At 41.0% G+C, this 18,515-nt stretch carries 20 protein-coding genes and 1 pseudogene; 16 read left to right on the top strand and 5 right to left on the bottom strand.

Going from position 1 to position 18,515, the window contains the following annotated elements; all coding sequences use genetic code 11:
* Positions 1–29 precede the first annotated feature (29 nt).
* Genes AC0VYC_RS12105 through AC0VYC_RS12090 form a run of 4 tightly spaced genes read right to left on the bottom strand, consistent with a single transcriptional unit; the run spans position 30 to position 3,072 of the window.
* A complete protein-coding gene (locus tag AC0VYC_RS12105; protein ID WP_008342619.1) occupies positions 30–743 on the bottom strand; it encodes an amino acid ABC transporter permease in 714 nt (237 codons plus the stop codon).
* Positions 744–755: 12 nt separating this feature from the next.
* A complete protein-coding gene (locus tag AC0VYC_RS12100; protein ID WP_041506838.1) occupies positions 756–1,454 on the bottom strand; it encodes an amino acid ABC transporter permease in 699 nt (232 codons plus the stop codon).
* Positions 1,451–2,311, bottom strand: coding sequence for an amino acid ABC transporter substrate-binding protein (locus AC0VYC_RS12095; RefSeq protein WP_475388544.1), 861 nt, complete (start codon positions 2,309–2,311; stop codon positions 1,451–1,453). The genes AC0VYC_RS12100 and AC0VYC_RS12095 overlap by 4 nt, the downstream gene beginning before the upstream one ends.
* Positions 2,308–3,072 (bottom strand): amino acid ABC transporter ATP-binding protein, encoded by a 765-nt coding sequence (locus AC0VYC_RS12090; protein ID WP_024718348.1) that lies wholly within the window; start codon positions 3,070–3,072, stop codon positions 2,308–2,310. The genes AC0VYC_RS12095 and AC0VYC_RS12090 overlap by 4 nt, the downstream gene beginning before the upstream one ends.
* A 144-nt stretch (positions 3,073–3,216) precedes the next feature.
* Here AC0VYC_RS12090 and AC0VYC_RS12085 point away from each other — a divergent pair, with 144 nt between their 5' ends.
* The 13 genes from AC0VYC_RS12085 to AC0VYC_RS12025 all read left to right on the top strand — a co-directional run bounded on the left by AC0VYC_RS12085 (position 3,217) and on the right by AC0VYC_RS12025 (position 13,329).
* The gene (locus tag AC0VYC_RS12085) at positions 3,217–4,386 is read left to right on the top strand and encodes an acyl-CoA dehydrogenase family protein (protein ID WP_342461836.1); all 1,170 of its coding nucleotides are present in this window, start codon (positions 3,217–3,219) and stop codon (positions 4,384–4,386) included.
* A 115-nt stretch (positions 4,387–4,501) separates the two neighbouring features.
* Positions 4,502–5,290: a BPU family class D beta-lactamase gene (gene blaBPU / locus AC0VYC_RS12080; protein ID WP_475388541.1), complete on the top strand. Its 789-nt coding sequence runs from the start codon at positions 4,502–4,504 to the stop codon at positions 5,288–5,290.
* 226 nt (positions 5,291–5,516) lie between these two features.
* On the top strand, positions 5,517–6,137 hold the full coding sequence (locus tag AC0VYC_RS12075; protein ID WP_475388539.1) for a hypothetical protein: 621 nt from the start codon (positions 5,517–5,519) through the stop codon (positions 6,135–6,137).
* A 2-nt stretch (positions 6,138–6,139) separates the two neighbouring features.
* A complete protein-coding gene (locus AC0VYC_RS12070) occupies positions 6,140–6,733 on the top strand; it encodes a hypothetical protein (RefSeq protein WP_475388537.1) in 594 nt (197 codons plus the stop codon).
* 209 nt (positions 6,734–6,942) lie between these two features.
* Positions 6,943–7,341: a YxiG family protein gene (locus AC0VYC_RS12065; RefSeq protein ID WP_475388535.1), complete on the top strand. Its 399-nt coding sequence runs from the start codon at positions 6,943–6,945 to the stop codon at positions 7,339–7,341.
* A 59-nt stretch (positions 7,342–7,400) separates the two neighbouring features.
* Complete coding sequence (locus tag AC0VYC_RS12060) at positions 7,401–7,748, top strand: YxiJ family protein (protein WP_286070159.1); 348 nt, start codon at positions 7,401–7,403, stop codon at positions 7,746–7,748.
* 448 nt (positions 7,749–8,196) lie between these two features.
* Positions 8,197–9,066 (top strand): alpha/beta hydrolase, encoded by an 870-nt coding sequence (locus tag AC0VYC_RS12055; protein WP_039167159.1) that lies wholly within the window; start codon positions 8,197–8,199, stop codon positions 9,064–9,066.
* A gap of 71 nt (positions 9,067–9,137) precedes the next feature.
* Positions 9,138–9,494, top strand: a complete 357-nt coding sequence (hxlR, locus tag AC0VYC_RS12050; protein WP_029708013.1) for a transcriptional activator HxlR — start codon at positions 9,138–9,140, stop codon at positions 9,492–9,494.
* Between the two features lie 197 nt (positions 9,495–9,691).
* Complete coding sequence (hxlA, locus tag AC0VYC_RS12045; RefSeq protein ID WP_024718772.1) at positions 9,692–10,324, top strand: 3-hexulose-6-phosphate synthase; 633 nt, start codon at positions 9,692–9,694, stop codon at positions 10,322–10,324.
* Positions 10,321–10,878, top strand: coding sequence for a 6-phospho-3-hexuloisomerase (gene hxlB / locus AC0VYC_RS12040; protein WP_041506847.1), 558 nt, complete (start codon positions 10,321–10,323; stop codon positions 10,876–10,878). The genes hxlA and hxlB overlap by 4 nt, the downstream gene beginning before the upstream one ends.
* 148 nt (positions 10,879–11,026) lie before the next feature.
* Positions 11,027–11,752 carry a DsbA family oxidoreductase gene (locus AC0VYC_RS12035; RefSeq protein WP_019743620.1) on the top strand — a complete coding sequence of 242 codons (726 nt, stop codon included), beginning with the start codon at positions 11,027–11,029 and terminating at the stop codon, positions 11,750–11,752.
* 94 nt (positions 11,753–11,846) lie between these two features.
* Complete coding sequence (locus AC0VYC_RS12030) at positions 11,847–12,302, top strand: MarR family winged helix-turn-helix transcriptional regulator (RefSeq protein ID WP_231101392.1); 456 nt, start codon at positions 11,847–11,849, stop codon at positions 12,300–12,302.
* Positions 12,303–12,312: 10 nt separating this feature from the next.
* Positions 12,313–13,329, top strand: a complete 1,017-nt coding sequence (locus tag AC0VYC_RS12025) for a serine hydrolase domain-containing protein (RefSeq protein ID WP_475390051.1) — start codon at positions 12,313–12,315, stop codon at positions 13,327–13,329.
* 5 nt (positions 13,330–13,334) lie between these two features.
* Here AC0VYC_RS12025 and AC0VYC_RS12020 read toward each other — a convergent pair whose 3' ends face one another.
* Complete coding sequence (locus AC0VYC_RS12020; RefSeq protein WP_039167175.1) at positions 13,335–14,447, bottom strand: GntR family transcriptional regulator; 1,113 nt, start codon at positions 14,445–14,447, stop codon at positions 13,335–13,337.
* Positions 14,448–14,719: 272 nt separating this feature from the next.
* Here AC0VYC_RS12020 and AC0VYC_RS12015 point away from each other — a divergent pair, with 272 nt between their 5' ends.
* The 3 genes and pseudogenes from AC0VYC_RS12015 to araA all read left to right on the top strand — a co-directional run bounded on the left by AC0VYC_RS12015 (position 14,720) and on the right by araA (position 18,481).
* Positions 14,720–16,345, top strand: coding sequence for a xylulokinase (locus tag AC0VYC_RS12015; protein ID WP_024718778.1), 1,626 nt, complete (start codon positions 14,720–14,722; stop codon positions 16,343–16,345).
* A complete protein-coding gene (locus tag AC0VYC_RS12010; protein WP_007501382.1) occupies positions 16,339–17,043 on the top strand; it encodes an L-ribulose-5-phosphate 4-epimerase in 705 nt (234 codons plus the stop codon). The genes AC0VYC_RS12015 and AC0VYC_RS12010 overlap by 7 nt, the downstream gene beginning before the upstream one ends.
* Positions 17,044–17,060: 17 nt before the next feature.
* A pseudogene (araA, locus tag AC0VYC_RS12005) lies at positions 17,061–18,481 on the top strand (L-arabinose isomerase).
* The last annotated feature ends 34 nt before the right edge of the window (positions 18,482–18,515 follow it).

Genomic DNA, 18,515 nt, shown 5'->3' with positions numbered 1-18,515 from the left:
CGATCAGGGTTTGTACCTGATCGGCTTTTTTAACGTCCAAGAGATTTTCCGTACACGCTGACTCGTTTCTCTAACAAAGCAAAAGCGAGTTCAAAGAAAATACTAAGCATCCAATAGATCAAAGCAGAGACAAGATACGTTTCTAAAAATTTGTAGCCGTCATTTGCAATGATTCGAGAGATCCCCATGATTTCCAGTACACCAATTGTAAACGAAAGGGATGTGGCTTTTAACAGCTGAATGAGCTGATTCCCTAGGTTTGGCAGGGCAACCACAAACGCTTGCGGTAAAATAATGCGAATCATCGCCTGTCTGGTGGTCATGCCAACGATTTTCGCCGCTTCAAGCTGCCCTCTGTCTACCGCAAGGAGTGCGCTGCGGACCACTTCTGTTAAATGTGCGGCTGAATGCAGGCTGAAGGTGATAAGGGCAACGGTAAGCGGGGAGACCATATCCGGGTGAAAGGTCAACCCAAAAGTGCTATTCATTTTGGTCAGAACAAATGGAATGCCATAAAAGAAAGCAAACAACTGAACAATGAGAGGTGTTCCTCTAAAAAATGAGACATAGAGCGTGACCAGCTGGCGGAGCACAGGGATACGAAAGAGGCGAATGAAAGCAAAAACAGATCCAATCAAAAGGCTCACAGCCATAGAAACAAGTGCAATCAATAAGGTAAAGGGAACGCCTTTTAGAATATGTGGTATTTGGTCAATCGCAAATGATATATCAATGGTTTGCATCAAATCGCCTCCTTAGCGTGACAGGCTGGTGCGGCCTTTCACAAATTTTCTTTCCAGTAGCATCGTGATCAGTTCAATACTGATGCAAATCAGCCAATACACAATTGCAATGATGACGTACACTTCAAACATCCCTATCCCGTAGTTATTACCTAGGATGATTTTGACCTGTCCCATCATATCAATGAGTCCGATTGTAAATGCAATGGCGGTATCTTTCACGAGATCAATGGTGTAATTTCCGAGGTTCGGAAGTGCAATGAGAAAGGCTTGCGGAATAATGATCCTCATTAATGCCTGCGAATCTGTCATCCCAACAATGTAAGCTGCTTCAAGCTGATCTTTCCCAACAGAGGAATATGCACTGCGAAAGACTTCAGATAAATAAGCGCCCGTATGTAACGAGAATGTGATCATCACAAATAACACACGATCCCAATGATTGATTTGGATTCCGGCCATGAGTAAAAGCTGAGGCAGGCCAAAATAAATCAGAAATAACTGAACAATGAGCGGCGTACTTCGTGTAAATGACAAATAAATGACCGCCAATTGTTTCAGCACTGGAATTTGTTTGATTCGAATGCAAGCAAACAGCAATCCGATGATGATGGCAAAAAACAATGACACCACAATCATCAGAAATGTGAGTGGCAGACGATCCACCACTTGTAAAAAGATTCTTAGCCAATCTCCAGCTGTAAACGTCATGGCGTTTCCTTCCTTTCTTCATATTGATAGCCTTGCTCTGATATATAGTCAATATCTTGAAAGAAATCAACACCAAACCATTTCTTCGCAAGGTCAGGTAATGTTCCGTCTTCTATCATCTCTTGTGTCACTCGGTCCAATTGTGATGCTAGTTTCTTTTGACTAGGCTGTAAGACAAGATAAATAGGTTCCTTTGAGACAATGCCGCCCACTTTGACTTTCAGGTGAAGATGTTTTTGAATCGTATCAAAGGTCGAAATATTCATAAAAGCCGCATCGGACCGTCCACTTTCGACTCGTTTTAAATTGAGTTCGTTTGAAGGGCTTTCAATGGTCGTGAGCGGAATTTTCCGATCATTTTCTTCATTATATTGATTTAATATGGAACGAAGGCCGCCGCTAGGACTGACGGGAGCGAGCTTTTTTGATGTCATATCGTCTAGAGATTCAATATCTTGCTCTGATTCATTCACAATTAAACCTGTCATCGAATAGCCGTATGGAACCTTAGGATAAAGAAAGCGTTTTTCACGTTCAGGATTACTAAAAAACCAATTAGCCGCCATTTCAAATTTCCCAGCGCCGATCCCAATTAAATTGGATTCTTCCTCGCCAAAGATATAATCAAAATGAATGTGTGACAAACGTTTCTCGACTTCATTTAAATAATCGATGTTATAGCCAATCGGTTCGTTGCGGTCATTTGTGGCTAAAAAAGGCGGATTGACTTCTGCGCTTAGTGCAACTTTGACAATTTGTCTGCCATCATCTGTTGTCGTTTTCACACTGCTGCAGCCAATGAGAGAGAGGAGAAACAGAAGGATACTAGCGGCGGTGAATAAAGTCTTGCGCTTCATCTGTCTTCCTCCAATCCTTGCCACATCCCGCGATGAATTCTTGATAAAAATTGTTTCGTCCGTTCATGCTGAGGCTTCATCAGGACGTCTTCTGGTGAGCCTTTTTCAACGATTTCCCCATCTGCCATAAAGATCACTGTATCCGCTACATCTTTTGCAAACGAGATTTCATGCGTCACAATGACCATCGTCATGCCTTGGCTCGCAATATCTTTCATCATTTCAAGGATTTCTCCGACCATCTCTGGGTCTAGTGCGGACGTTGGTTCATCAAACAAAAGCACCGCAGGATTCATGGCAAGAGCACGGGCAATCCCAATCCGCTGCTGTTGACCGCCGGATAATTCACTTGGAAACGCATCTTTTTTATGAAGCAGCCCAATTCGCGTTAACAATTGCTCTCCGATTTTTTCCGCCTCTTTTTTAGACATGTTTTGAGACACAATCAATCCTTCTGTGATGTTTTCAAGTGCTCGTTTATTTTGAAACAAGTGATAATGCTGAAACACCATAGACGATTGCTGTCTGAGTTTTAGAAGATCTTTTTTTCGATATTGTTCAAATTGAATCGTGGCTTCTCCAACTGTCAGCGTTCCTTTGTCTGGGATATCAAGGCTGTTTAAACTGCGGAGAAGGGTTGTTTTTCCTGATCCGCTCGGTCCAATAATGGCGACCACTTCACCTTCTTGTACGGTGAAATCAATTCCTTTTAACACATGAGTTGACCCATAGGATTTATGTAGATTAGTAGCAGAAATCATAAAAGCATCACGTTCCTTTGACATATGTACTTAATATTGATAAAATTTAACACATTAAATCCTATAAGTAAAGTGTGTTTTAATAATACCTATTGGATAAATCGGATATGATAGATTGCGAGAAACAGAGGAGTTGGATACGTTTTGTCTAAAGCATTATTTGTCGATACAGATTTTCAAAAAAATTGGCTAAATCAACTAGAATCCCTTCGTGAAACGATCGAACAATCTGCAAAAGAACATGATGAGGGTGCCTATTTTCCTAAACAGAATATCGAATCATTAGTAGAACTGGGCTATACAACGTTGTCTCTGCCTGTTGAGTACGGGGGCGGGGGTCAATCTGTAAAGGATATGGTCCTTTTTCAAGAAACACTAGGAAGTATGGATGGAGCAACTGCCTTATCGATCGGCTGGCACCAAGGAGTTGTTGGTGAAATTTATGAAAAGAAACTATGGAATGAGAAGCAGCTGCAATTTTTTGCTGAAGAAATCAAAAATGGGGCTCTTGTGAACCGGGCCGTCAGTGAAGCGCAAACAGGGAGTCCAACAAGAGGAGGCAAACCTGGAACAACTGCAACGAGATCAGGAGATCAATGGGTGATCAGTGGCAGGAAAACATTCACAACGATGTCACCAGCACTCACATATTTTCTCGTCGGTGTATGGATCGAAGAAAAAGAAGCGATGGGCTTCTTCTTAATTCACCGTAATACAAAAGGTGTTTCTATAGAAGAAACGTGGGATGTTGTTGGCATGAGAGGAACAGAGAGCCATGATTTAATTCTAGATCATGTGGAAGTTCCAGATGACATGTTGGTTGAAGTGCAAAAAGGACCTCGGGGCGGTACGTTAAACCCTTGGATCGCACATATTCCTTCCTGCTATTTAGGGATTGCACAAGCGGCAAGAGACTATGCTGTTCAGTATGCCATCACCCATTCACCGAACAGTATTAGCGGAACGATTAGCGAACTGCCAAATATCCAAACACTGATTGGCGAAATTGATTTACTACTAAAGCAAGCACGCCATGTCATCTATTCAACGACAACATTATATGAGCAGCCAGAGAAAAGAGAGCTGTTAATCAATGAATTCGGTGCTGTGAAGCATACAGTCGTTAATGATAGTCTGCAAGTGGTCGATAAAGCCATGCGTTTAGTCGGTGCAAAAAGCTTAAGCCTTAGCTGCCCGCTTCAACGTTACTATCGAGACATTCGTGCTGGGCTTCATAACCCACCAATGGACGATATGACGATTTCGAAAATTGCAAAGCAAGCGATTGAAGAGAAAAAATTGAACGTACAATAAACAGAAAGCCGGATAAAACCGGCTTTTTTTATTGAAAAAGAGGACGAGCGGCTCTTATTTCTGATCAGTCAGCATGCTACAATCGATTGCAATCATGAGCAAAGAGGGTGATTGTTTGCAAAAAAAGAAGATGAAATGGCTGATTGCTGGCGTGATGCTTGCAGCACTTTGTATGAGCAAGCCTGCATCAAGTGAAGGAACATCTCCAAAATGGTCCGTCGATGAATTCATGAAAGAGCGGGAAGGCACATTTGTGATTCAAGAAGTAAAAGAAAAATCACCATGGGTGTATAACAAAAAAAGAGCGAACAAGCGCTTTGCACCTCAATCAACGTTTAAAATAGCAAATGCCTTAATCGGACTTCAAACTGGCGCAGTTAAAGATGAATACGACATCAAATATTGGGACGGAGTAAAAAGAGAGATTGATAACTGGAATAAGGACCATACACTGGGCTCAGGCATGAGAGATTCAGTCGTCTGGTATTATCAAGCCATGGCACGTGACATCGGGGAAGAACGCATGGGCCATTGGATAAAAGCCATTCAGTATGGGAATCAAGACATATCTGGCGGAATTGATCAGTTTTGGCTAAGCAGTACGCTACGCATTTCTCCAGTAGAACAAGTCCATTTCCTTAAACAGCTATATGAAGAAAGTCTCCCATTTGACCTATCTGTTATGAGAATCGTCAAACGAATGATGATACAAGAAGAAGAGAAACACGCCACGCTATACGGAAAAACAGGCTCCGGATCAGGAATCGGCTGGTACGCAGGCTTCATTAAATATGAAAACAAAACCTACATCTTCACCACAAATATCGAAGGCACCGGAATAGAAGCAAAAGAAATTACCTATCGTATTTTGAAAAAATATCATTTGGTAGAAGCATCCGTTTAGGGTGCTTTTTTTATGAGTAGAAATGGAGACTTTTTGATAAAATGATGATATATGGATTCGTTTGGATATGTCATATAAACGACATAATTAGTATAATTGTCTAAATATCTTAAATGGGATAATGACGAGAAAAGAAGTTTCTATTATTGGAAAACTGTAAGAAACAGAGAAAGAATTAAATAAACTACTAGATCGTCTTAAAAGGTGAAAAGAGAGGAGCAAAGATTTGAAACGGCTTGAACACTTATTTATGCATTCAGAAAAAGAATTCAAATCCTATCAGTCTTTAGTCGAGAATGTGTTTTATCAAAATGAACATCTGCCACAACAAGTATTCCAAAAGAATTTTGATTGTTTTTTGTTTCAAGAGTTTGATTGGGCATTGAGTGATGAGGTTTTAACAACAATAAAAAAGCTATCAGTTTTAACACAAGATAAGGACTTTTTAACGGCGGTCCTTAAGCCAGATCCAGTAGAATACTATATGAAGGAATTTGGTTATTATAATTGGCTGAGGACGAGTGTTGACATTTCTGGTGAGGACTATGCAAATGCCTTATGGACCAGTCCAGAAAGCTCCATAGCTGATGCTATTATCACTAACTCAAATATCGTTGTTTGGTTATCTCATTCTTTGGAGTGGGCAATTTGGGGAGATAGAGAGCTGGAAATTTGTATATTAGGTTTGGCATCTAAAAAAGCACCAAAGACATTCTTAGAAGAAGGATGGAAACCATTAGATCATCCTAGCTTAACAGCTTGGTTAGAGCTATTATTAAATGACAAAAAGAAAGTCAATGATTATGTCACTCAATTTGCAACTCATTATTCTTCAAAAGGGGCATAAAATTGTTTATCACTAATCCGAAAGAATTTGAACATTATTTATCATTTATTCATTCGCTAGTTCATTGTAAAAAAACATTCCCTGAACAAGTGTTTAAAACAGGACAGCATGATTATTTATTTGAAGAATTTCATTGGTTATTATCTGATGACAGCTGGGTTATGTTAAAGCATGTGGCTTTGATTCATGGTGACGACAATATATTTATGGCTGTATTAGAAGATCAGAAAAGTATGGATCATTTTTATCAGGATTTTGGTTATTATCCTTGGGTGAAAATATCGTTACATATCTCATCTAGTGATTACCTTGATATTTTAGCGGATTACCCGCAGCAGAGTTTGAATGACAGCATCATGAATACTGCATCTCGCATCTTATGGGTGTCTCCTTCTGCGAAATGGATGATTTATGGAGAAAGAAATTATGAAATCGGGGTATTAGCAACTCATAAAATTGAAATCAAGGACAATCATATGTTGAAAACGTGGAGACCTTTAGATGAGGTTGTATTAGGTTGGGTTTCAGTTGTATTTCCGAATCAAAAACTTCCTGATGATTTTAAAAATAAACTCTTTAGAAACTATAAAATTTAGATCGTAAATTTCACGATCTACATTGTTCTGTGTATTCAAATATTAGGTTCCTTTCATTTAAACAGAGGTTACTATTACAGGAAAGTAGAAAATTTTAAATGAATTTGTAAAAAGGTGGACTTTATTTCATTTGAAGAATATTTACAAACCCTGTGACAGAATAGGATTCATTATCAAAAAACAAGAGAATACGTTAGAGAGTGAATGAGTTGTTTAGTAGTGTAGAAAAATGGATCGATTATCTAGATGGGGGTTTTAATGTACTCGGAGTCACATTTGATTTGTTTCAAAAAGAATTAGTACTGAGCTTAAAAGTATCAGAATTAAATAAAGTTACTCAACATGAAATACGATTTATGAATGTGGCGAGTCTTTATTATAATGGGGGTGAAGGTAATGATAGATTTGAAGAATTGATACAAGAAGAGATGAATTGGAAAATTTTTGAATGCAGTTACCATCCTAATGGGATAGGGAACCTTAAAAATGTACTTCTTGAAGAATTTGATTCAAATACAAATTTTCTATTTAACATCAATGGGATGTTACTCGCAATAGAATCGAAAAACGTATGTTTCGATTCACAAGAATTTATTTGCAGTGTATAGGAAGATCTCATTAGCGTCTAAATAAGAATTAAAAACAATGAGAGATTGGGGAAAAATCCATGAAAATCAGCCGTGATAAACAAGGTTTATTCGATGATGTAAAACAACGTTATCAATACTTATTAGATTCTGCTTATCCAGATGAAATCATCTCTTTTGAAGAAGAAACCGGTATGTACTCAGATGATTTTTATATGTTTTTTTCACTTGTTGCAGGCAGCTTAAGTTATGTGGTCGATCATAAACGAATACCGAAAAAACAGTTAAACGTGCTGCGTCAGTCATTTGAAGAGCAATATCCTCAGATCAAAACGTATCAACATATCCTCGAGTCATATCCTTTATTGCATTACTATGTTCTATACCATGAAGAAACAAGAAAAAGAATCATTGCACTGATACAATAACCTTTTGGAGGACAAACGATGACATAGTTTTTAGATGAAAAAATCCAGAAACAAATCCCGATTTCAATATCAAGCATCTAAAGCAAATCAATGAATTTCACTACTTTAAAGAGTATAATGAACATTACGACTTGATCAACTGTATTGTAATGTACATCCCATATGATTCCCCGAATCTGCAAGCAGACATTCATCTGAAATTTACCAACGTCTCTTCTGTTCAAATCAAAGATTTGGAGTTAACAAACGATTCCTATCTTTTTTTGAACATTCAACTTTTGGATAGAGGCTGGGAATATTTGAATTACTTTGTCGAAGATTATGAAGAACAGTATTTTTCTTTTTACTGTCAAACGGTTCAAGTCATACAAGTCGTATAAAAGGAATCAGGGTAGTCTCTCTACATATATGCGAATCATGCTTCCCCATCCCAACACAGAAAGGTGCAATGACATTGAATCGAATCATGAAATGGCTCTTATTTGCGGCGGTCATCGCTGGATTATTGGTATGCGCATTCTTTGTGTTCCGTTTCAACCAGCCTAAGCCGACGACGAACATCCATTATGCAGACACACAAAATAAACAGCAAACACTGGATATATATATGCCAAAGGGAAAAGATGAAGACAAAAAGAAGAAGCATCCAGTCATGATCTATCTCCATGGCGGCGGCTGGACAGGCGGCGATAAGAATAGAGTCGCTTCAAAGGCTGATTATTTTACGGGTCAAGGGTATGTGTTTGTTTCAATGAATTACAGGCTTCACCCCGATGCCAACTTCGAGCAGATGGCAGATGATACGGCGAATGCTATTAAGTGGGTCAAGGATCATGCAGATGAATATCAAATCGATTCGTCAAAAATCAATGTCATGGGACACTCAGCGGGCGGTCATTTGACAGCATTGGTTGCTACAGATTCGACTTACTTAAAACGTGTGGGGCTGTCGCCAAAAACGATCAATTCTATCGTGATTTTAGATGGGCCGTTAAACATCAATCAATTTATACAAGCCATTCCATCGTATAAAAAAGTGTTTGGCAAACACGAGAAGAACTGGACAAAGGCATCACCTGTCACTTATATGAATCAAACGAATGTACCGCCTGTTTATTTGGTCACAGGCTGGGAAAACCCTGAGGTGTACCGATTTGCAGAAAAACTGAACCATGATCAAGGCTCACGGTTTGTTTTTCGGGTTCATTCGCTGAGCCACAGTGATTTAAATAAATGGTTTGGATCTGACAGAGCGCCAAAAGAAGCGCAAGAGATGACAAAGGCTGTGATGGCTTTCGTCAAAAAACAAAATCAATAACAAAGACTGTATGCTAGGGCAATCCATTTTGCCGAAGTATATGATAAAGTGGTTTGAAATTAAAGGAGTGTATGTTGTTGTCATCACGTATGGAAAATAAAGTGTTCAATTGCGAAAAAGAGCTGACGCTGAATATTATCGGCGGTAAGTGGAAAATGTTGATCTTATGGCACCTTGGCAGAGAAGGAACAAAACGGTTTGGTGAGTTAAAGTCGTTAATGCCTGGGATTACGCAAAGAATGCTTGTCAATCAGCTAAGAGAATTAGAGGAAGATCACATTGTGCACCGAGAGGTTTATCCTGTCGTTCCGCCAAAGGTTGAGTATTCTCTCACAGAACTCGGAGAAAGCTTAATGCCAATTTTAGAGGCGATGTATGATTGGGGCAAACAATATCTCGACAGCAATTTCTTAAAGGATGATAAATAGAATTACCTACAATAGATACTGGTCGAAAGACAGTATCTTTTTTGTGCCCATATGCGAAAAAGTATAGTATGTAAAAAAAAAGTGCGTACTAGGATTGCGCCATTCCTGTTGTTATACTCGTTTCATGCAAGAAAGATTCAAGATGCATCATCCGCGGAGCTCTTGAAGATGACATGATGAAACAGGAGTGAATGTAGATGAAATTACAATTAGCGTTAGATTTAGTGAATATACCAGAAGCGATCGAGCTGATCAAAGAAGTAGAAGCGTCTATTGATGTGGTGGAAATTGGGACACCTGTTGTGATCAACGAAGGACTTCGTGCTGTAAAAGAAGTTAAACAGGCGTTTCCGAATTTACGTGTGCTGGCGGATCTCAAAATTATGGATGCTGCCGGTTATGAAGTGCAGCAGGCATCCGAGGCTGGAGCGGATATTGTGACCATTCTTGCGGCGGCAGAAGATATGTCCATTCAAGGAGCGGTGAAGGAAGCAAAAGCAAGAGGGAAACAAATTTTAGTCGATATGATTGGTATCAAAGATATCGCCGGCCGTGCGAAAGAGCTTGATGAGCTTGGGGTAGATTATATTTGTGTGCACACAGGCTATGACCTGCAAGCGGTTGGTCAAAACTCATTTGCTGATCTCATGACCATTAAACAAGTGGTCAAACAGGCGAAAACAGCGATTGCAGGCGGTATTAAGCTTGATACATTGCCTGAAGTCGTCAAATTAAACCCTGATTTGATTATTGTCGGCGGCGGTATTGCGAGCCAAGACAATAAAGCAGAAGTGGCTGCGCAAATGAAGCAGTTGATTGCACAATCATGAAAACAAGTGACTATGTGAGAGCGATTCTAAGCGAGCTTTCTGAGCACTCGCCCGCGATTCAAGACGAACAAGCAGAGCAGCTTGTCAAAAGCATTTTAGCGGCTCGAAAGGTCTTCGTCGCAGGGGCTGGCAGGTCTGGTTTGATGGGGAAATCGTTTGCGATGAGACTCACGCATATTGGTGTCGAAGCTTATGTGATCGGTGAAACGAATACGCCTGCTTTTACATCTGAGGATTTATTGATTGTAGGGAGCGGTTCTGGCCGAACAGAGACGCTGCTTGTGCTCGCGAAAAAGGCAAGGGCGATTGGCGGAAGCGTGGCGTCGTTCACGCTTTCAGCTGAGTCACCTATAGCTGATCTATCGGATGAAGTCATCTTACTGTCAGGTGCGCCAAAGGATCAACATGAAGGAAACCATCATACGATTCAGCCGATGGGCTCATTATTTGAGCAAACTTTGCTTCTTATGTACGATGCGGTCATCTTGAGATTGATGGAAATGAAAGAGCTCGACACCCATAAAATGTACGGTCACCATGCGAATTTAGAATAGCCGTGATGAAAACCTTTCCTTTTTTGAAGGAAAGGTTTTTTTAATACATGGTACTTAAAAAGAAGGATCACTTGACATAAAGGATAAGATGTAACTATAATAGTTACATCTTGAAAGAAAAAACGTAAGCAACGGAAGGAAGATGAAGATGAAAGTGCAAATTTGGTCAGATATCGCCTGTCCTTTTTGTTATATAGGAAAAAAACAGTTGGAAACAGCGCTTGAGCAATTCCCTCATAAAGAACAGGTAGAAGTAGAGTTTAAAAGCTTTGAGCTTGATCCGAATGCACCTGTTGCAGTGGATTATGATGTGCATGATATGCTTGTCAAAAAATATGGCATGAGCCGTAGCCGGGCCATCGCAATGAATGAACAGGTGAAACAGGCGGGCAAGGAGAAAGGAATCGATTTTCAATTCGATCCACTCGTTTTGACAAACACCTTTGATGCCCACCAGCTCGCACAATATGCTGGAAAAATGGGAAAAGGCGATCTTGTCATGGGAGAGCTGTTTCAAGCGTATTTTACAGATGGAAAGCATGTTGGTGATCGTCAAACCCTTTTAGATATCGCAGAAAAAGCAGGTCTTGATCAGAACGAAGTACAAAAGGTTCTAGACGGGCAAGAATTTGCAGACGATGTACGAGAAGATGAAAAAGAAGCAAGACAGCTCGGGATTTCTGCTGTGCCTTTTTTCTTGATCAATGATCAATATTCGGTTGCTGGTGCACAGCCAGCAGATACGTTCCTTCGTGCACTTGAAACGGCTTGGACAGAAGAGGCAGCGCAAACGGAGAAAGCGGCTGATGCTTCATTTGAAGAAGCATGTGCAGATGGCGTATGTGCAGTACCTTCACCTAAAGAAGAAGTATAATCGGCATTTTCCCTATCTTTGATAAAAGATAGGGATTTTTGTTGATTAATAATTAATATACCTTTATACTTAAATTATCTTAATTATGAAGGTGATGACAGTGACATCCAAAACAACGATGATCCAAGAGTTAAACCAAATCGAAGCGCGCATCCATCAAAAGCTCCGATTAGAGTTTGAAGAGTTATTTGTAGATGAGTTAACTGATAAGCAGCATATTGTCCTTGATTTCGTAGAGCGAAAAGGGGGAAGCTCACCTATTCAAATTGCTCAGCAACTAGGCATCACCCAAAGTGCTGTGAGCCAGTTGTTAAACACGCTTGAAAAAAAAGAATGGGTTCGCCGCACCATCAACCCGCAAAATCGTCGGGAATTGCACGTTGAACTTTCTGAAAAGGCAAAGACGTACTTGGAGAATATGAGAAAGATAGAACTTGCGATCATTGAAAAATACTATTCAAAATTAAGCCTCGAAGAGATCAACACATTGACATCCATTTATACAAAGCTTGATCAATTGATTGTAGATCAAAATGAAGGGGAAGGATGATGATCCATTGATGATGCTCAAACAAGAAGTACAGCGAATTGCCTCTTCTTATACGGAGAAAAAGAAACAGGCACTGCTTGTGATCGGACTGATTCATCAAGGAGAAAGACACGTTTTTCATTTCGGAGATCACCCCATACAGCAGCGCGTGCAGCCTGAGGAGGTCATTTTTGAAATCGGCTCTATTTCAAAAGTCTTTACGACAAGTATATTAGCAAGCATGATTCAAAAAGGGCAGATGAAGCTAGACGATTCCATTTCACTGTATTGTCCCGAAATAAGAAAGAATCACCCTATCCAATTGGAACAGCTGGCAACCCATACGTCTGGACTTCCTTCACATCGTTTTCTCAGAGATTTACAACTAAGGTTCCTTCCAAAAGTGAGAAGAGATATGTACTGTCAATACTCCCTTGATGAATTAATGAAACTGTTACACTCGAAAAAATGGAATGAGCGAAAAGAATACCCATCTCGTTACTCCAATGTAGGGATGGGACTCCTCGGGTTGATCATGGGATGGTCTCTTCACAAAACATATGAAGAGCTGCTGACTGAATATATCGTGGATGAGCTGAAACTATCGAACACCTTTATTACGATCAAGGAGGATGTCAAAGAGAAGATGATCCTCGGTCATCAAGAGAATGGAAAAGAGGTTCCTCCGCTTCAGATGCATGACTATCAAGGGGCTGGTGCGATTCGTTCGACGATCACTGATTTGCTTTCATTTCTCTCTGCACATATGAGTGCAGACGTCGCTTCTCCATGGAAAATGACCCACGAGCCAAAGGTGAAGATAGGGAAAAACATGTCAATGGGACTCGGGTGGGTCATAGATGATACGGGATTGATTTGCCATAATGGTGCAACTTCTGGTTTCTCCAGCTTCATGGGTTTCCGCCCGCATTCAAAAACAGGAGTGGTCGTCTTGTCTAACTATCGCAATCGTATCACGCAAGATTCTCCCGACCGAATTGCCTATGACGTGATGAATATGCTTGAACAAGAGCTTAAAGCAAAATGAGCCTCCTATGAAGAGGGCTCATTTTTTCTTGCGTTCAGCGCTTTAATCGTTTCACCAGGAACGAGTTCAGGCTCATAAAAAGTTTGATCAGGGAGATTCTTTTTCCCTTGTACTTTTTTAATCATCCAGTCTGCCGCATCTCGTCCCATTTGCTCTTGAGGGTGTGTCAGCGTTGTCAGTTTCACATGGGCATTTTTTTGGGCAATATACGAGTTATCCTGTCCAATAATGGAAAGATCATCTGGAATAGATAAACCCATTTCACTACATACATTTGCTACTTCTAACCCGACTTCATCGTTATAGCAAACAAGGGCGGTCAGCTCATGCTGGTGTGCTTGTAAAAAGGTTTTGATATGATCCCCTAAATACTGTTTCGATTCTGTATCGAAAAAAAGGACATGCTCTGGTAGGAAATTGAGCTTCGCTTCACCGAGTGCCTGAATATAGCCTTTCATTCGATATTTTCCTTGTAAATCATCTGTTTTTGAAATCAGTCCAATGTGCTGATGTCCAGAGGTGATCAGCTCCTTTGTCGCTAAATAGCTGGACTTCACATCATCCAAACAAAGGAAGGGAACCTCTAACTGCTCATAGTAGGCATTGATCATTATAAGCGGGACATCCTGCTCTTTAAAGGATAGGTAGTACGAAATGTTTGGATTATATAAATTGCTTTTTGTCGGTTCGACAATTAATCCGTCCACACCAAAGGACAGCATCATTTCAAGCGCTTTTTTCTCCTGCTCCACATCGTTATTTGTACTCGCCAGTAACAAAGAATAGTTCTCTTCATTTAATCGGCTTTCGATGCCCCGAATGATCGACGGGAAAATGTAATCGGATATGTATGTGGTGATGACGCCAATCGTTTTCATATGAGCATGTCCAGCAGGTTTTGTTTGATATTGATTGGTGACAAATGTGCCCGAGCCTTTTTCGCTTCGTAAAAAACCTTCACTCGATAATTCTAAGATGGCTTTTCGCACCGTATGCCGGCTTACTTGATACATCTCTTGTAAGCTTGATTCGGTTGGAATACGCTCCCCGATCCGGTAATCCCCTGTCAGTATTTTGCTTTTTATATCATCCATAATGATCTGGTACTTCTTTTTCATCGTTTCACTTCTTTCACAGTTGATCCTCTACTCGGATTGAGAAGAACTTGTATGGACATATTTTAACATGGTTGCTTAATCAAAAACAGGCGCTTGCAGTGTCTACCGTCTAATCCTTAGAGAATATGAAAGTTTTTGTCTGATTTTGTATGCACAACTATATTTATTATTGACATATGTACGTACAAATATTATATTGTTTTTGTGCACAGGTAAAGATGGATCAAACGAAATAGATATTTGAAACCGCTATCATCATGGGGGTGAACAAAATGAATCGTGAAGAGACGGCCAAAGCCATTAGAGAAGGCAGGACATCTTTGGGCATTGAATTTGGTTCGACACGAATTAAAGCCATTTTAATAGATGAAGAGTTTCAGCCAATTGCGCAAGGTGCATTTGAATGGGAAAGTTCTCTTCAAGAAGGAATATGGACGTACAACTTAATTGAGATCATTACAGGTCTTCAAGTGGCGTACCGTCAGATGAAAGAACAGGCTGCACAATTGTATGGGGTGACGATTCAAACCATTGGCTCCATCGGGATATCTGCGATGATGCATGGCTACGTCGCCTGTCATCATACAGGAGAGCTCCTCGTCCCGTTTCGAACGTGGCGGAATGGAACAACGACCGAGGCGAGTCAAAAGCTAACAGATGTATTCCAATTTCATATTCCAGAAAGATGGAGTATCGCTCACTTATACCAAGCGATACTAGGAGAGGAAAAACATCTGTCCCGGTTAGAGTATGTGACCACTTTGTCCGGCTACATTCACTGGCTGTTAACAGGGAAGCAGGCCATCGGAATTGGCGATGCGTCGGGAATGTTCCCCATTGATGAAAAAACGAAGGATTACAACGAAGTGATGCTTCATCAATTTGAAGCATTGATTGCAGAAAAAGGCTACCCGTGGAAGCTTCGTCATCTTTTGCCGCGCATCTATTTAGCAGGAGAAGAAGCTGGTGTGTTAACAGCAGCTGGAGCAGCGATTTTAGACCAAGGCAAACAGTTGCAACCAGGTATCCCTTTTTGCCCGCCAGAGGGTGATGCAGGAACAGGGATGGTCGCAACAAACAGTGTGGAAAAGAGAACTGGGAATATTTCAGTTGGGACATCTGTATTTGCCATGATTGTGTTAGAGCAACATCTAAAAGGTGTGTACCCAGAAGTGGACCTTGTCACGACACCAGATGGCCTGCCAGTCGCGATGGTTCATGCCAACAATTGTACAAGTGACCTCAACGCTTGGATGAATCTATTCAGAGAAGCGTTTGAAGCAATGGGTCAGCCAGTTGAAACAGAAAGATTGTACGAAACCCTATTGAATCAGGCTTTAGAAGCAGATCGTGATGGGGGCGGGCTTTTAAGCTATGGCTATTATTCTGGTGAAAATATTACGAGACTAAAAGAAGGAAGACCCCTTTTTGTTAGATCTCCTCAAAGTCGGTTTACCCTTGCTAATTTCATTCGGACTCATCTCTTCTCTGCATTTGGCGCAATGAAAATCGGAATGGATCGGTTAAAAGCACATGAACAAGTCAAGATTGATCGCTTACTAGGACATGGCGGTTTATTTAAAACACCGATAGTTGGGCAAAAAATGGTCGCTGCTGCACTCGGGACACCTGTATCCGTCGTATCAACGGCGGGAGAAGGCGGTGCGTTTGGGATGGCGGTCCTTGCTTCATATATGATCAATCACCAGCAGCAAACACTGAGCCATTTTCTCAAGCATCAAGTGTTTGCCCATACATTAGAAGAGCTTATTGATCCTGATCCACTGGATGTTAAAGGTTTTGAGGAATTTATAAAGCGCTATCAAGAAGGACTCCCGATAGAAAAAGCGGCAGTAGAACATTTGACGCCACAGAAAGGAGCGGCACCTGTATGTTAGAGCGGTTAAAAGAAGAAGTGTTTCAAGCGAATCTAGATCTACCAAAGTACGGACTTGTGAAATTTACATGGGGCAATGTCAGTGCGTGCGATCGTGACAGTGGACTGTTTGTCATTAAGCCAAGCGGCATAGCGTATGACAAATTATCAGCAAAAGACATGGTCGTGGTCGATTTTGACGGTCAAGTGGTAGAGGGAGAATTCAATCCTTCTTCCGATACTGCCACACATGCTGTTCTTTACAAACATTTTGAGGAAATTGGCGGCATTTCACATAGCCATTCAATGTGGGCAACGGTATGGGCGCAAGCTGGACTTGATTTACCAGCAATGGGCACAACACATGCAGATACATTTTACGGACCTGTTCCGTGCGCTCGATTTCTCACAGAAGAAGAGGTGAATCGCGGGTATGAGGTGGAAACAGGACACTTGATCATTGAAACGTTTGAGAAAAGACAAATAGATGTCATGGCGGTTCCTGGTATTTTGCTACAAGGTCATGGTCCCTTTACGTGGGGAAAAGATGCAAAAAGTGCGGTAACGAACAGTGTCATTTTAGATGAAGTAGCGAAAATGAACCTGTTTGCAAAGCAATTGAACGAATATGCAGAGCCTCTTCCGCAGGTGATTTTAGATAAACATTATTTAAGAAAACATGGAACACATGCGTATTACGGACAAAAACCTTCAAGATAAAGAAAAGAGGGATTTCTATGTTAACAAGTCAGAAGAAAGAATGTTGGTTTGTCGTTGGGTCACAGCACTTATATGGGGACGATGCACTGAAGCAAGTGAAGGCAGATGCGCAAAAGATAACAGATGCCTTAAATGAGAGCGGTTTGCTGCCTTATCCAATTATTCTGCAGGAACTGGCGGTCAGTGCGGATCAAATCACACAGCTGATGAAAGAGGTCAACTATCGTGATGAGGTCATCGGTGTGATGACTTGGATGCATACGTTTTCTCCAGCAAAAATGTGGATACGTGGTACGTCTCTTTTGCAAAAGCCTCTTTTGCATCTCGTCACGCAATACTATGAAAACATTCCATGGGACACGATTGATATGGACTATATGAATCTCCATCAATCGGCACATGGAGACAGAGAGTACGGCTATATCAATGCACGTTTAAATAAGCAAAACCAAATCGTTGCAGGTCATTGGTCGAAGCAGGAGGTGAAGCAGCAAATCGCTGATTGGATGGACGTTGCGGCTGCCTATCATGAGAGCTTCCACATTAAAGTGGCTCGGTTTGGTGACAATATGCGCCACGTTGCTGTGACAGAAGGAGATAAAATTGAAGCGCAATCCAGCTGGGATGGACCGTTGATTACTTTGGAATTGGCGATCTTGTGAACTATGTAAATGCTGTGGAAGAAGCAGAAGTTGATGCTCTGTTTGCTGAGTACTTAACATTATATGACGTGGATTATGGGAGCTATTCGGCGGAAGAATGGGAACAAAGTGTGAAAGTGCAGGCACGATATGAAATTGCCATCAAACGTTTTTTAGATGAAGGCGGCTACAATGCCTTTACGACAAACTTTGAAGATTTACATGGCATGAAGCAGCTTCCGGGTTTAGCCGTTCAGCGGCTGATGGCAAAGGGATATGGCTTTGCGGGTGAAGGGGATTGGAAAACCGCCGCACTGGATCGTTTATTAAAGGTGATGAGCCATCATCAATCGACTGGTTTTATGGAAGATTACACATATGAAATGACTGCTGGTCAGGAAGCGGTGCTGCAATCTCATATGCTAGAAGTAGATCCTGCGCTTGCACATACAAAACCTGTCATTGTCGTATCTCCGCTAGGCATTGGAAACCGGGAAGACCCAGCACGTCTTGTGTTTGATGGAAAAGCAGGCGAGGGCATTGTTGTCTCCATTGCTGATTTTGGAACACATTTCAAATGGCTGATTCAAGAAGTGGAAGCCTTTGAGCCGCAGGAAGCAGCACCTCATTTACCGGTGGCACGAGTCCTCTGGAAAATCAAACCGAACTTTCAAGATGGCATCAAAGCATGGATTAAGCACGGCGGAGGTCATCATACAGTCGTATCTCTCAATTTAACGGTTGATCAAATTGTTCATTTTGCAAAGCTTGTGAATGCAGAATATGTGGTTTTATAAAGAAGGGTGAAATGCATTCTACTGTGAACGGTAG

This window comes from Bacillus sp. iso_77, assembly GCF_056173625.1.
This window is presented reverse-complemented; position numbering and strand designations above follow the sequence as displayed.